This window comes from Streptomyces sp. YKOK-I1 (assembly GCF_054660435.1).
Genome location: NZ_BAAGDR010000001.1, coordinates 3,802,843 through 3,816,762, shown reverse-complemented (window position 1 = coordinate 3,816,762; position 13,920 = coordinate 3,802,843). Strand labels below are relative to the sequence as shown.

At 69.3% G+C, this 13,920-nt stretch carries 15 protein-coding genes; 14 read left to right on the top strand and 1 reads right to left on the bottom strand.

The features are described 5' to 3' along the window. The first annotated feature begins 94 nt into the window (after positions 1-94). Together ACYQ8Q_RS16540 and ACYQ8Q_RS16535 are read left to right on the top strand one after the other, a co-directional pair. Positions 95-583, top strand: coding sequence for a ribose-5-phosphate isomerase (locus tag ACYQ8Q_RS16540; protein ID WP_460065673.1), 489 nt, complete (start codon positions 95-97; stop codon positions 581-583). Positions 584-688: 105 nt separating this feature from the next. Continuing rightward, positions 689-1,498 (top strand): Fpg/Nei family DNA glycosylase, encoded by an 810-nt coding sequence (locus ACYQ8Q_RS16535; protein WP_460065672.1) that lies wholly within the window; start codon positions 689-691, stop codon positions 1,496-1,498. A 22-nt stretch (positions 1,499-1,520) separates the two neighbouring features. Here ACYQ8Q_RS16535 and ACYQ8Q_RS16530 read toward each other — a convergent pair whose 3' ends face one another. Then, positions 1,521-2,732, bottom strand: a complete 1,212-nt coding sequence (locus ACYQ8Q_RS16530; RefSeq protein ID WP_460065670.1) for a GNAT family N-acetyltransferase — start codon at positions 2,730-2,732, stop codon at positions 1,521-1,523. A 247-nt stretch (positions 2,733-2,979) separates the two neighbouring features. Here ACYQ8Q_RS16530 and ACYQ8Q_RS16525 point away from each other — a divergent pair, with 247 nt between their 5' ends. The 12 genes from ACYQ8Q_RS16525 to ACYQ8Q_RS16470 all read left to right on the top strand — a co-directional run bounded on the left by ACYQ8Q_RS16525 (position 2,980) and on the right by ACYQ8Q_RS16470 (position 13,732). After that, on the top strand, positions 2,980-4,173 hold the full coding sequence (locus tag ACYQ8Q_RS16525; RefSeq protein WP_460065668.1) for a SpoIIE family protein phosphatase: 1,194 nt from the start codon (positions 2,980-2,982) through the stop codon (positions 4,171-4,173). A gap of 132 nt (positions 4,174-4,305) precedes the next feature. Next, a complete protein-coding gene (locus ACYQ8Q_RS16520) occupies positions 4,306-4,638 on the top strand; it encodes a hypothetical protein (RefSeq protein ID WP_133911612.1) in 333 nt (110 codons plus the stop codon). Positions 4,639-4,695: 57 nt separating this feature from the next. Further along, the gene (locus ACYQ8Q_RS16515; protein ID WP_359290079.1) at positions 4,696-5,010 is read left to right on the top strand and encodes a pore-forming ESAT-6 family protein; all 315 of its coding nucleotides are present in this window, start codon (positions 4,696-4,698) and stop codon (positions 5,008-5,010) included. Positions 5,011-5,036: 26 nt separating this feature from the next. Then, the gene (locus tag ACYQ8Q_RS16510) at positions 5,037-5,423 is read left to right on the top strand and encodes a DUF6507 family protein (RefSeq protein WP_460065664.1); all 387 of its coding nucleotides are present in this window, start codon (positions 5,037-5,039) and stop codon (positions 5,421-5,423) included. Then, positions 5,420-7,960: a hypothetical protein gene (locus tag ACYQ8Q_RS16505; RefSeq protein WP_460065666.1), complete on the top strand. Its 2,541-nt coding sequence runs from the start codon at positions 5,420-5,422 to the stop codon at positions 7,958-7,960. Before ACYQ8Q_RS16510 ends, ACYQ8Q_RS16505 begins: the two co-directional genes overlap by 4 nt. A 9-nt stretch (positions 7,961-7,969) precedes the next feature. After that, a complete protein-coding gene (locus ACYQ8Q_RS16500; RefSeq protein WP_460065665.1) occupies positions 7,970-8,611 on the top strand; it encodes a hypothetical protein in 642 nt (213 codons plus the stop codon). A 337-nt stretch (positions 8,612-8,948) separates the two neighbouring features. Beyond that, positions 8,949-9,281 (top strand): hypothetical protein, encoded by a 333-nt coding sequence (locus tag ACYQ8Q_RS16495; RefSeq protein ID WP_133911612.1) that lies wholly within the window; start codon positions 8,949-8,951, stop codon positions 9,279-9,281. Between the two features lie 21 nt (positions 9,282-9,302). Continuing rightward, positions 9,303-9,617, top strand: a complete 315-nt coding sequence (locus ACYQ8Q_RS16490; protein WP_359290079.1) for a pore-forming ESAT-6 family protein — start codon at positions 9,303-9,305, stop codon at positions 9,615-9,617. Between the two features lie 26 nt (positions 9,618-9,643). Beyond that, a complete protein-coding gene (locus tag ACYQ8Q_RS16485) occupies positions 9,644-10,030 on the top strand; it encodes a DUF6507 family protein (protein WP_460065664.1) in 387 nt (128 codons plus the stop codon). After that, complete coding sequence (locus ACYQ8Q_RS16480) at positions 10,027-12,537, top strand: ADP-ribosyltransferase (protein ID WP_460065663.1); 2,511 nt, start codon at positions 10,027-10,029, stop codon at positions 12,535-12,537. Before ACYQ8Q_RS16485 ends, ACYQ8Q_RS16480 begins: the two co-directional genes overlap by 4 nt. A gap of 45 nt (positions 12,538-12,582) precedes the next feature. Beyond that, a complete protein-coding gene (locus ACYQ8Q_RS16475) occupies positions 12,583-12,984 on the top strand; it encodes a hypothetical protein (RefSeq protein WP_460065661.1) in 402 nt (133 codons plus the stop codon). After that, positions 12,977-13,732 (top strand): DUF6508 domain-containing protein, encoded by a 756-nt coding sequence (locus ACYQ8Q_RS16470; protein ID WP_460065660.1) that lies wholly within the window; start codon positions 12,977-12,979, stop codon positions 13,730-13,732. The genes ACYQ8Q_RS16475 and ACYQ8Q_RS16470 overlap by 8 nt, the downstream gene beginning before the upstream one ends. Positions 13,733-13,920 lie beyond the last annotated feature (188 nt).

Sequence of the window (13,920 nt, the reverse complement as noted above, 5' to 3'; positions counted from 1 at the left end):
CGGTGCTCTGACCTGCGCGGTGCTCCGGCTTGCGCGAGGGCGGGCGCCGCCGCCCGGCGCCGCTGCCCGGCGACCCGCATGACACACTCGTCCCATGCGCGTGTATCTCGGCTCGGACCATGCCGGCTTCGAACTCAAGAACCACCTCGTCGAATGGCTCAGGGCGGCGGGCCACGACCCGGTCGACTGCGGCCCCCACATCTACGACGCCCAGGACGACTACCCGCCCTTCTGCCTCCGCGCCGCGGAGCGGACGGCCGCGGACAAGGACGCCCTCGGCATCGTGATCGGCGGCTCCGGCAACGGTGAGCAGATCGCCGCGAACAAGGTGAAGGGCGTCCGTGCGGCCCTCGCCTGGAGCGAGGAGACCGCGTCCCTCGGCCGCCAGCACAACGACGCCAACGTCGTCGCCGTCGGCGCCCGGATGCACACCACCGACGAGGCCACCAAGTTCGTCGAGACCTTCCTCGCCACCCCGTTCTCGGGCGACGAGCGCCACATCCGCCGTATCGACATGCTGGCCGGCTACGAGACGACGGGCGACCTCCCGGCGATCCCGGCCCACCACCCGCAGCAGGACTGACAGCAGGACTGACAGCAGGACTGACAGCCAGGACCGAGAGCGGCAGGCGGCGGGGGCGGGGGTCCGAGGACCTCCGCCCTCCCACCGAGGAAGGACACGGCGACCGTGCCAGAGGGGCACACGATCCACCGGCTCGCGCTGGACTACGGTGACCGGTTCCGCGGAACGGCACCCCGGGTGACCAGTCCGCAGGGCAAGTTCTCCGACGCCGCCGCGCTCCTGGACGGCGCCGGACTCACCGGCACCGAGGCCCACGGCAAGCACCTCTTCCTCGGCTTCCGCGACGACGAGTGGATCCACATCCACCTCGGCCTCTTCGGCAAGGTCGCCTTCGGCCCCGCCCCCGCGCCACCACCCACCGACACCGTCCGTCTGCGCCTCGCGAACACCACCGCCTACGTCGATCTGCGCGGCCCCACGACCTGCGCCCTGGTCACCGACGCCGAGAAAGAGGCCATACACGCCCGGCTCGGCCCCGACCCGCTGCGCCCCGACGCCGACCCCGCCAGGGCCTACGCCCGCGTCTCCCGCAGCCGTACGACGATCGCCGCGCTCCTCATGGACCAGAAGGTCATCGCCGGCGTCGGCAACGTCTACCGCGCCGAGGTCCTCTTCCGGCACCACATCGACCCGTACCGCCCCGGCCGGGACATCACCCCCGCCGAGTGGGACGCGATCTGGGCCGACCTCGTCGCCCTCATGCGCGAGGGCGTCCGCAACAACCGCATCGACACCGTCCGCCCCGAGCACACGCCCGAGGCGATGGGCCGCCCGCCGCGCGTCGACGACCACGGCGGCGAGGTGTACGTCTACCGCCGGGCCACCCTGCCCTGCCACCTCTGCGGCGACGGGATCCGCACCGCCGACCTCGCCGCCCGCAACCTCTTCTGGTGCCCCACCTGCCAGCAGAACTGAAACCGGCGGGACCGGCGGGACGTCAGAAGCCGTGCGGCAGCCAGGGCGCCACCGCCGAACCGAACCCCGCGGCGGCCGCCGCCAGCGCCCCCTCCCGCAGTTCACGCACCCGCCCGGCCGCCCCGAGCGCGGCCAGGCTCACCCCGCCCAGATACGCCGCCCCCAGCTCCCGCACCGACACGGCGAGGTCGGCCGCGTCCGTCGTACGCTCGCACACCGCGCCCTTCGGATCGCCGGACAGCCGCCAACGCCCCGCGTTCCACGGGCAGAACGCGTCCTCGACCTCCAGCACCACATCCACCGGCGCCTGGTACGTCCGCGCCTGGAGCGCCGCGCCCAGGTCCACCAGCCGTACGTACAACTGGTCGCGCACCCGCAGCTCGCACCGGCGGATGTCGGACACCTGGTACTGCCACGCCTCGTCCAGCGGCCGCCCCCGTACCTTCAGCGAACTCGTCAGGTCGATCCCGAACAGGAACCGCCACAGCGCCGCCTCCGACACCGGGTCCAGCGACACGAGGTCCTGGAGCTGCACCTGACCGTTGTGCCCGCTGTCCGTGTACTGCGGCCGCACCCGGAAGCGGACGTAACCGGTCACCCGCCCCTCCCGCTCCGCGAGCACGCATTGCAAAGGCGACGCCCCGTCCCGCTCGGCCTCCGCCGCCAGCACCGCCAGCTCCTCCCAGCCGGGCCGCCGGTCCAGCATCCCGGGCCGCAGGGTCACCGTGCGCGCGTACACCGCCTCGCAGGTGTCCAGCGTCGCGCGCGGATCGGCGTACGTCAGCCGTACGTCGTCCGTACCGGCCGGTACGGACAGGCGGACCCGGCCGGTGTCGATCTCGGCGTGCAGGCCGAACGTCGCCGCCGCGTAGCCGAACCGGCCGTAGATCACCGGCTCCGAGGCCGTCAGGACGGCGAGCGGCTCGCCCCAGGCCCGGACGTCGTCCAGCTGGCGCCGCATCATCGACGTCAGCAGCCCCCGCCGCCGGTGGGTGGCGCTCACCCCGACCATGGTCACGCCCGCCGCGGGCACCGAGGCCCCGCCCGGCACGGTCAGCCGGAAGTCGAACGCCCCCGCCGTACCGACCGGCTCCGCACCGTCCCAGGCGCCCACGGACCGCTCGCAGGGGGTGAGCCGACGCCACAACTCCCGTTCCTCGGCCGGCTCCGCGGCCCCGCCGAAGGCGCGCAGCAGCACGTCGTACCACCGGTCCCAGTCCTCCGACCGCAGCACGCGCAGCTCGGCCCCAGGAGCCGTGGCAGCGTCAGAAGAGGTCGCGCGGCCCGTAGACCCTGTCGTCGTCGCCCCAGTCGTCATGCATCCATGCCTAGCAGTCCACTGCGGGACGAGCCAGGGAATTTCTCCCTCCGTGCCACGTGAGCGCTTTCCATGAAGTTCACTGTGAAGTTGAACCTCGGACGGGGGACAAGTGGGACCTCCCGTGCCAAGCGGCGGGTTGGATGGATAGGGTCCCGAACTAATGGCAGAAGGACGACAGCGGCGCGCGGAAGCCGAGACGTTGACGGCCCGGTTGAAGCACTTGATGCACCGGGTCCGCACCGGCGTGCGCCGGAGCGCCGTCGACTACTTCCGCGGCGACGGTTCGGACTGGATCGCGCTGGCCTTCCTGCTGCTCACCGTCCCGCTGATCGCGGCCACCACGCTCGCCAACTCGGTGTGGTGCTCACCGGCCGCGCTGGTCCTGCCGATCGTCGCCGGCGGTCTGCTGCTGCGCCCGTCCAGCCTGCTCGGGCTGTACGCGGCGGCGGCCACCGCGCTGATCGTCGAGTCCGTCCAGCTCGGCCCGTACACCCAGGGACCCTCCCGGGTCACCCCGGGCGTGGTCCTGGTCGTGGCCGCATGCGGTTTCTTCGGCCTGCTCATCGCCCAGTTCCGCAGCCGGGTCGGCGTGCCCTGGAGACGCGGCGGCACCATGCTCTTCGACCTGCGCGAACGCATCCGGGTCCAGAGCAAGCTGCCGAAGCTGCCGCACGGCTGGCACCGCGAGATGGCCCTGCGCCCGGCCGGCGGCCAGTCCTTCTCCGGTGACTTCGTCGTCGCGGCCCGCACCAACGGCGGCCGCACCATGGAGGTCGTCCTGACGGACGTCTCCGGCAAGGGCATGGACGCCGGATCGCGGGCGCTGCTGTTGTCGGGTGCCTTCGGCGGCCTCCTCGGCTCCCTGCCGCCGCACGCCTTCCTCCCCGCCGCCAACGGCTACCTCCTCCGCCAGGACTGGGACGAGGGCTTCGCCACCTCCATCCACCTGGTCCTGGACCTCGACTCAGGCGACTACGAGCTCTACTCGGCCGGACATCCGCCGGGCCTCCAGCTCAGCGCGGGCAGCGGCCGCTGGGAGGAGAAGGCCGCCGAGGGACCGTTGCTGGGCGTCTACGAGGGCGCCCAGTTCGACCCCGTGAAGGGCTCCCTGCGCCCTGGAGACGTCCTGATGCTCTTCACCGACGGACTGGTGGAGACCTCCGACCGCGACATCGTCGAGGGCATCGACCGTCTCACCGGCGAGGCCGACCGCTATGTCGCCGGCGGCTTCCAGGGCGCCGCCTGGCATCTCATCGAGGCGGTCGCCAAGGACGTCAACGATGACCGGGCTCTGCTGCTGGTGTGCCGTGAGGGCCCGACGGCGGTGGCACCGGCAGCGCATCCGGTCCCCTGAACGTCCGTTTGTGCCACCCCTGTAACTACTGCGGCTTCGCGATTGCACCGGCAACCGAGGACTTGCTACAGATGGAGGTGCGTACGGTCACGGACGTGACAGACAGACCTCACCGGGGGAGGCGGTTTCGACATGAAGTTCGACATGGGTGCGCAGACGTTGTCGACGTTGCAGCGTGATTCGCGTGGGTCGAGTGATGATCTGGGTTCGCTGATCAAGCAGTTGGTGCAGGCGGCGACGCCGTTGGAGGGCAAGTTCAACGGTACGGGCCGTGCGATGTTCGATCAGTTCAAGGCGCGTGCGGATGAGATCGCGAACGATCTGAACGCGTCGTTGTCGGGGATCCTGGGTGGTCAGTCGGGGATGGACTCGGCGTTCTCGTCGGGCGATCAGGAGCAGGGTGACAACGCGCGGCAGCAGATGTCGGCGGCGAACTTCGACGCGGCGCGTTTCGGCGCTCGCTGAGACTCGGCGCTTCTGGTCGGTCGGGTTCTTTCTTCTTTTCACGGGGAGTGGTTTGTGATGGCTGGTGCGGGTTCGGATCGTCGGTCGTACGACACGGGTGCGTCGGCGGATGCGCAGGGGAACATCCAGGCGGTGGTGGCGCGGCTGGAGGAGGTGATCGGTCAGCGTGATCGGCAGGTGAAGGCGGCGATGGCTGACTTCACGGCTGATGGTGTGGCGGATGAGTACCACGGCAAGGAGCAGCGGTGGAACCGTGCGTCGACTGAGGTGCGGAACATCATCGGGCTGTTGAAGTCGACGTTGGAGCAGAACGACGGTACGGCGCAGTCGACGATCCAGCGGGCTAAGTCCGCGGTGGACAACATCGGCTGAGTCGTCGGGGAACGGGGGACTGACTGATGCCGGGCTGGGATCTGCAACCGCAGGGTATTTCTGGTGTGGTGAAGACGACGGGTGAGACGGCGTCGCACTTGCAGAAGCATGCGACGGCGTTCGGTGAGCATCTGACGTCGGCGGCGTCGAGTGCGGGGACGATCTCGGCGGATGCTCCGGCGGCGGGTGGTGAGCAGGCGCAGGGCGGTCTGGTGGCGTTGGCGTTGTCGCAGTACGCGGAGCGTGCGTCGAAGGACCTGTCGTTCGTGGCCGCGCGTGCCGGGAAGTCGCTCCAGGGCGTGGTGGACGCCACCACCGCGTACTTGAACGGTGATGAGCAGATGGCGTTGGAGGCGCAGCGCAACACGCTGAAGGCGCCGAAGCTGGACATCCCGGGGGCGGGCAAGGCGTGATCAAGCCGGAGGAAATTCCGCAGTTCACCGGCAATCTGTTCCAACTGGAGCTGGATCATGCCGCGTTGAAGAAGGACGCGGGGAACGTCCGGACCACCGGCAGTGATGTGGACGCCCAGTTCCAGGGCCTGTCGGCGTTCTACCACGCACCCGAGGCGGAACAGCTCTTCGCGACGACGAAGCCGGTGAAGACCAGGGCCGACGACTTCGCGACGGACCTGGAGACGGTCTCCTCCGCACTCTCCTCCTACGCCACCGAGATCCGCCCCCTCGTCTCGAAGCTGCTGGAGCTGAAGACGAAGGCGTCGACGTTCGTCGCGTCGGTCAAGGACGACGACGAGTGGGAGTACGACGAGGACAAGGTCGACGAGCACAACGGCATCCGGGACGACATCACGGCGACGGTGGCGGCGTTCTGGGCGGCGGAACGGACCTGCCACAACAAGATCACCGGGATCTGGGGCGGGACCCAGATGGTCGCCGGGGACGGTTCGGAGCGCAAGGACCAGTACGGCTTCAACGCGGAGGACCTCAAGAACGCGAAGCTTCCCTGGGGTGACCCGGTGGACGAGAAGCACCACTGGTACGAGGTCGGCCACTGGGTGAAGTCGTTCGTCTGGGACGGCCTGATCGTGGACGGTATCTGGGGGACCATCAAGGGCCTGGGGACGCTGGTCGGTTTCGGCGGCTGGGATGCGATGGGCCAGGCGTGGAAGGGCCTCGCGCAGCTCGCGACGGGCCTGGTCATCTCCTCGATCCCGGGGGTGGGCACGGCGTTCTGGCTCCTGCCCGACGATAAACTGCCCTCCTGGATCCGTGATTCGCGTACGGCGATGAAGGAGACGGGCAAGGCGCTGGTGGCGTGGGACGAGTGGGGCAAGAACCCCGGCCGGGCGGCCGGTGCGGTCACCTTCAACGTCCTGACCACGGTCTTCACCGGCGGCGCGGGCGGCGCCGCGGCGGGTGCCGGCAAGGCGGGCGCGGTCGCGAAGGTGTTGTCGGTGGCCGGCAAGGCGGGTCGCGTGATCGACCCGATGACGTACATCGCCAAGGGCGCGGGTGCGGGCCTGTCGAAGATCGGCGACATCGCCAAAGGGCTCAAGGGAATCGGCGACATCGAGATCCCGAAGCTGCCCGACAACGCGATCACGCTCCCCGAGGGCACGGTCCACCTCCCCGACGGCACGATCCACCTGCCCGAGGGCGCGGCGGTCCCGGACGGCGTGACCAGGCTCCCGGACGGCAACTTCAAACTGCCCGACAACACCCCCGCCCTGCCGGAGGGTTCGGTCAAGCTGCCCACGGACGCGGGCGCCCCGGCCCGCTACTACGACCCGCAGGGCAACCTCCTCGACGAGAACGGCACCGTCCTCAAGGAGGCCCAGGACGGCCCCGGCGACATCGTCGACCAACCCGACAACCCCACCTCGGGCTCCGACGTCCCCCGAGTCGACACCCCGGCCAAGGAACCCGCCCTCGTCGGCGCCGGCACCCACGCGGCGGAGTCCGGGGCCCAGCACATCAACCTCGGCAACAGCCTCGACACCAACCTCGGCGACGTCGGCCGCGTCGGCGATGACGTGACCACCACACCGGCTGCCCACACGGGCGACCACCTCCCCGGTGGCTCGGCCCACGAGCATGGTGCGGGCCCCTCCGCGAGCCATGAGTCACCCACCGGCCACGGCGATGGCCCCGGAACCCATCACGGCGACGGTCCGGGATCACACCACGACGGCCCGACCACCGGCACACATGAGCAGACCGGCTCGGCGGGACACGGTCATGAGGGCGGCAGCACGCCAGGCGGCCACGAGGGCAGCCCGGGCGGATCCGGCGAGGGCGGTGTTCCGGGAGACACCCCGGGTGGCGGGCACGAACCTTTCCATGACCCCGAAAGGGTCGGCGAGGGTGACCACGCGGCCAGTCCTCCGACCGGCCCCATGACGCTGGACCAGGAAGCCGGGGTCCAGGCGGCGCTGGACCGAGCGAAGATGTCGGCGCAGGATCAGCAGCGCCTGCTCACCCAGTTGCGCAAGGGGGACTACGGTGCCGGAGTGGCCGAGCACATCGCTCGCGGGGACTTCGCCGACTGCCCGGGCTACCGGGAACTGCTCAACCAGACCAAGCAGAAGGGGATGCTCCCCGCAGTTCACCAGGCGATGGAGTACGCGGCAGAACTGAGAGCGCACGGGGTGGAGGATCTGGCCTTCGAGCACAAGCTGCCGAAGGAGAATCTGGATCTCGACGTTCTCGTGAAGTCGGGAGACGAGATCAAGTACGGATGCCAGCTCAAGGACGTGCAGCATGAGCACGGCATCGGTTCCGCGGCGCGTAAGATCGCTCAGAAGCAGCTGGGCGGCGAGATCGACGGCCCCAAGGTCGCCATTCTGGACGTGCACGACACGCGAGCCGCTCTCACCGAGTCAACCGTCAAGGACGTCGAGTTCTACGCTCAGAAGACCGGAGCGGTTTTCCAGATCCGATTCCGGGACGGCTCGGTCACCATTCCGCCCGGCGGCCAGATCTATCCCTAAGGAATCCGCATGTCTACGTTGATGCGCGCACCTGCTGAGTGCGCCTCGTGGGAATGGGAGCTGGACGCGTTCGCGCCGCCAGGTCTGGACTCCGCCTTGGTGACCGCTGTACGGATGTCTTCCCTCCTGCGTGACCATGGTCTGTTGGAGCCGGACACGCTGGAGTGGCAGTGGCTCGTCGCCGGGCGTGGCAGTGTCGGTGTCACCACGGGTCTCGCGCTTCGGGGAAAACTGAATGAGGCTGAACTCGCTCAGCGTATTCAGCAGTGTCGCCCTGTGGGGTTCCCGGACGCCGAGATCGGCGCGCTGAGCGTTTCCGGCACGGGCACCTGGATCGACGCGGGAGGCGCGGAGCACAGCGAGCCCGGTCTCGTCGGACTCACCGTCTACGCCGATGAGCGCCATCTGGCCGCGGAAGTCGCCGTGTTCCATGATGTCTGGGGCTACTGCGACTTCGGTGGGGTTCCGCACCCGGATGTGCAGAGGCGAAATGCTCCTCGTCTTGCCGCCGCCCTTCAGGAACTCGAATCGATGCTCGGTGTGGCCGCCGAGGCCGGTGATCCGACGTACTTCGGGCGGGCGGAGGGGTACGGGTTGGAGATGCCCGACCTGATCGACGGGTTGGGCCCCGACCTCACCGACATGCTCTGAGCGGACGTGAACCGGCTGCACCGATCCGTATCAGCGCCTGCTGTTCCGGGGCGAGCTCTTCACGGGCGAGGCCGTGGAGCACCAGGATGGTGCGCTCGTCAGCCTGGAATGCTACGAGGACGGCCTGCGGCACGGTCCGAACCGGGACGAGGGCGTGGAGCCAGTGGGGGGCGGTTCAGGGTGAACTGGCCTGTGTGTCCCCATGTGTTGGTCATGGGCTTGTGGTGTCTCTGTGCGGATCGTCACCCTCGATTGCATAGGCAATCGGTCAGTTGATAGGGATGGGTCTGCGTGCAGTGCGCGTGATGTGAGTCAAGTGAGCCGAACGGGGGCCTTCATGAAGTTCGACATGGGTGCGCAGACGCTGTCGACGTTGCAGCGTGATTCGCGTGGGTCGAGTGATGATCTGGGTTCGTTGATCAAGCAGTTGGTGCAGGCGGCGACGCCGTTGGAGGGCAAGTTCAACGGTACGGGCCGTGCGATGTTCGATCAGTTCAAGGCGCGTGCGGATGAGATCGCGAACGATCTGAACGCGTCGTTGTCGGGGATCCTGGGTGGTCAGTCGGGGATGGACTCGGCGTTCTCGTCGGGTGATCAGGAGCAGGGTGACAACGCGCGGCAGCAGATGTCGGCGGCGAACTTCGACGCGGCGCGGTTCGGCGCTCGCTGAGTCCAGGGGGAGTGGTTTGTGATGGCTGGTGCGGGTTCGGATCGTCGGTCGTACGACACGGGTGCGTCGGCGGATGCGCAGGGGAACATCCAGGCGGTGGTGGCGCGGCTGGAGGAGGTGATCGGTCAGCGTGATCGTCAGGTGAAGGCGGCGATGGCTGACTTCACGGCTGATGGTGTGGCGGATGAGTACCACGGCAAGGAGCAGCGGTGGAACCGTGCGTCGACTGAGGTGCGGAACATCATCGGGCTGTTGAAGTCGACGTTGGAGCAGAACGACGGTACGGCGCAGTCGACGATCCAGCGGGCGAAGTCCGCGGTGGACAACATCGGCTGAGTCGTCGGAGAACGGGGGACTGACTGATGCCGGGCTGGGATCTGCAACCGCAGGGTATTTCGGGTGTGGTGAAGACGACGGGTGAGACGGCGTCGCACTTGCAGAAGCATGCGACGGCGTTCGGTGAGCATCTGACGTCGGCGGCGTCGAGTGCGGGGACGATTTCGGCGGATGCTCCGGCGGCGGGTGGTGAGCAGGCGCAGGGTGGTCTGGTGGCGTTGGCGTTGTCGCAGTACGCGGAGCGTGCGTCGAAGGACCTGTCGTTCGTGGCGGCCCGTGCCGGGAAGTCGCTCCAGGGCGTGGTGGACGCCACCACCGCGTACTTGAACGGTGATGAGCAGATGGCGTTGGAGGCGCAGCGCAACACGCTGAAGGCGCCGAAGCTGGACATCCCGGGGGCGGGCAAGGCGTGATCAAGCCCGAGCAGATCCCCCAGTTCACCGGTGACCTGGCGCAGTTGGAACTGGACCACGCGAGTCTGAAGAAGGACGCCGGGAACGTCCGGGACACCGGCAAGGACGTCAACACCCAGTTCCAGGGCCTGTCGGCGTTCTACCACGCACCCGAGGCCGAGCAGCTCTTCGGCACCACCAAGCCGGTGCAGGACCGGGCCGACGACTTCGGGACGGACCTGGAGACGGTGTCGTCCGCCCTCTCCTCCTACGCCACCGAGATCCGCCCCCTCGTCTCCAAGCTCAAGGAGCTCAAGACCAAGGCGACCACCTTCGTCGACTCCGTGAAGGACGACGACGAGTGGGAGTACGACGAGGACAAGGTCGACGAGCACAACGGCATCCGGGACGACATCACGGCGACGGTGGCGGCGTTCTGGGCGGCGGAGCGGACCTGCCACAACAAGATCACCGGGATCTGGGGCGGGACCCAGATGGTCGCGGGCGACGGTTCGGAGCGCAAGGACCAGTACGGCTTCAACGCGGAGGACCTGAAGAACGCGAAGCTTCCCTGGGGTGACCCGGTGGACGAGAAGCACCACTGGTACGAGGTCGGCCACTGGGTGAAGTCCTTCGTGTGGGACGGCCTGATCGTGGACGGCATCTGGGGCACGATCAAGGGCCTGGGGACGCTGGTCGGTTTCGGCGGCTGGGACGCGATGGGCCAGGCGTGGAAGGGCCTCGCGCAGCTGGCGACGGGTCTCGCGCTGGCGTCCATCCCCGGGGTGGGCACGGCCTTCTGGCTCATCCCCGACGACAAACTGCCCTCCTGGATCCGTGATTCGCGTACGGCGATGAAGGAGACGGGCAAGGCGCTGGTCGCCTGGGACGAGTGGGGCAAGAACCCCGGCCGGGCGGCCGGTGCGGTCACCTTCAACGTCCTGACCACGGTCTTCACCGGCGGCGCGGGCGGCGCCGCGGCGGGCGCCGGCAAGGCGGGCGCGGTCGCGAAGGTGTTGTCGGTAGCCGGCAAGGCGGGTCGCGTGATCGACCCGATGACGTACATCGCCAAGGGCGCGGGCGCCGGGCTGTCGAAGATCGGCGACATCGCCAAGGGGCTGAAGGGCCTCGGCAAGATCGACATGCCCACACTGCCGGACGGCTCGGTCCACCTTCCCGACGGCCGTCTGCTGGACCCGAACGGCAACCTCCTCTCGCCCGACGGCACCATCGACACCACGCCGGTCCCGCACGAGTCCGTACCGGCGTCGTACCAGACCCCCTCCGGGCTCCCGTCCCACTGGACGACCCAGACCCCGGGCGCCACACCGTCGTACGCCGCGCATACGGCCGACAGCGGGGCGTACGCCGGGGCGCATGCGACGAACGACGGCATCTACGGGGGTACCCCGCACTCCACGGCGAGCACCGGGTCGTACACCGGCGGTGTGCACGCGACGAGCGACGGTATCCACGGCGGCATCCCGCACAGCACGGGCGACGCGGTCGCGGCGGGTGCGCACTCCGGTACGACCCCGTCGGCCTGGTACCACGACACCCCGGCGAACACCGCGACACACGACGTGCCGACCAGCACCCCGCACGACCCCACCACCCCCCACACCGGCGGCCACGACAGCCCTGCCGCCCACCCGCACGACGGCTCGCACGGCGCCAGCCACACCGACGACGCCTCGCACGGCGCCGACCACGGCGACGGCGCGGCGCACACCGGTGACCACGCAGGCGCCTGGGACCACGTGGACGTCGGGGACGGGGCCGCGGACGCCGGCGCCCACCACGGCGGCGACGTACCGGTCACCTCGGGCCACCCGGGCACGGACGTGCCGGGGCACCCCGGGGCGGGGGAGCCGTTCGAGTACAAGCCGGCCATGTCGAAGGCAGAGTTCGGTGGTCTGAGCGATGCCCAGAAGCACGCCGTGGCCGAGGCCGAACTCGCGCACGGCACGAACCCCGCGCCCAGCGTCAGCAACAAGGCAGGGCTGGACTACGGCCACGCGAACTGGAAAGACTTCATGGACGGCCTCCCCGCGGAGAGGAAGAGCGGGCTGGTCACCTACACGGGTTCGGCTTACGACCCGATCAACAACCGTCTCCGCTACGGCACGGACGCGCCCCAGCACATCCTGGACACCATCGACAACATGGACGAGGTCATGCACGCCCGTCCGGTGCCCGAGGACATCATGGTGGTGCGTGGCACCGGAATCGACCACCTCAACCTGAAGTCGCCGCTGGACATGCAGGGTGGTGTCTTCGACGACAAGGCGTTCACCTCCACAGCGCTCGGCAAGACGCCGCCACCGCCCTTCGACGCCAAACCGGTGCGGATGCATCTGCGGGTGCCGAAGGGAACCCCGGCTCTCTGGCTGGAGTCCATCACCCTGGTCAAGGGTGAGCGGGAACTGCTCCTCGCCCGCGGTACGCAGTTCAAGGTGACGCGGGTGTTCATGGACGAGGCCGACGGCAAATGGCACGTCTACGGGGAGGTTCTGCCGAGGCCGTAGCCTCCTGCGTTGCAGATCGACCCGAGGAAAAGGAACGTGGACACCATGAGCAGTGAACAACCGATCAACCCGCGCTTCGACGACGACATGATGTTCAACCTCGTGTCGCCGGGACCGCCGCGCTACGCCACCGGCACCGACAAGCCGGTGCGGTACTTCTCCGTGGTCGACAAGGAGACCGGTGTGGTCCTCGGGTACGTGTGGGCCGGCGACGAGGACGATGCCGCCACCTGGGAGCCGCGACAGGCCGCCGGGCCCCGGGCGTACTCCGAAGGCGGCATCTGGCACGCCAGGCTGGAGGACGCCAAGGAGCGAGGACTTCTGCCGTCCCAGGCCCTCGCGGAGCTGCTGGCCGACCCGGAGGGCAACAAGGGGAGGGCTCTGCCGGACTCCCTGACCGACGCACCCAACGCCGGAGTGGTCGAGGACCTGGCCGCGAGTGAGTAGCGGGCAACCGGCCCCCGTACCCCTCCCCGACCCCCGCCATCCCGTCTGGTACTTCCCCGTCACCGCCGACGACGGAGAGACCGTCGGGTACGTCTGGGGCGATCACACCGCCCCCGACATCGGCTGGGCGCGCCGTGCCGCGCGTACCTCCCGGGTGCGGGAGCTGGAGGGGAAGTGGTCGCAGCAGGTGTTCGAGGCCGGGCAGCGGAAGGCCGCGCCGGCCGTCGTGGTGGCCGGGCTCGCCCGGGCGAAGGGCGCCGGGAAGGTCGTCGGTGCCTCCTCGAAGGAGGTCGTCGGGGAACTCGCCCGCACCGTGACCGAGGCCGACGACCACTGGTTGCTGGCCCAGCTCCGCGATGCCGCCCACCACAGCTGGCGTGAGCTGGCAGACGCCTACGACGCGCTTACCGACGAGGACCGAGCCGTCGAGTGGGCCGGAGGCGGCAAGCAGCCCAACGGGACCATCCACGTGGCGTATCCACGCTACAGCGAGGCGCTGATGCGGGTCCGCGCGGCGCTGTACGCCGTCGGTGCCGTCACGCCCGAGTACCGGTGGACGGAGGCCCCGCTGCCCACGCCGGACCCGGACGGCCGGCTCGCTCCGGCGGACGCCGTCCGCGCCGCCACCACGGTGCTGGTCGGCGAACGCATCAGCGAGGGCATGATCGCCGACGCGGCGAAGGACGGCCTCCTGGACGCCGTCGGAGCGTCACTGCGCGCCTGGCACGTACGACGACCCCCTCCCTGATGCTGATGACCTTCAGGAAGCAGACCGGGCCGGGGCAGCACGGGCCGCAAGCCGGCCCCGGGGTTTCCCGTGCATCGGAGGCCGTCGGGGGAAACAACCCGCACCCCGGGTGTACGCCCCCGCCTCCCGTGCCTTATGTTGCACGGGCAAAGTAAGGGGGAATTTGCATGCTGCACCACGGGCACGAC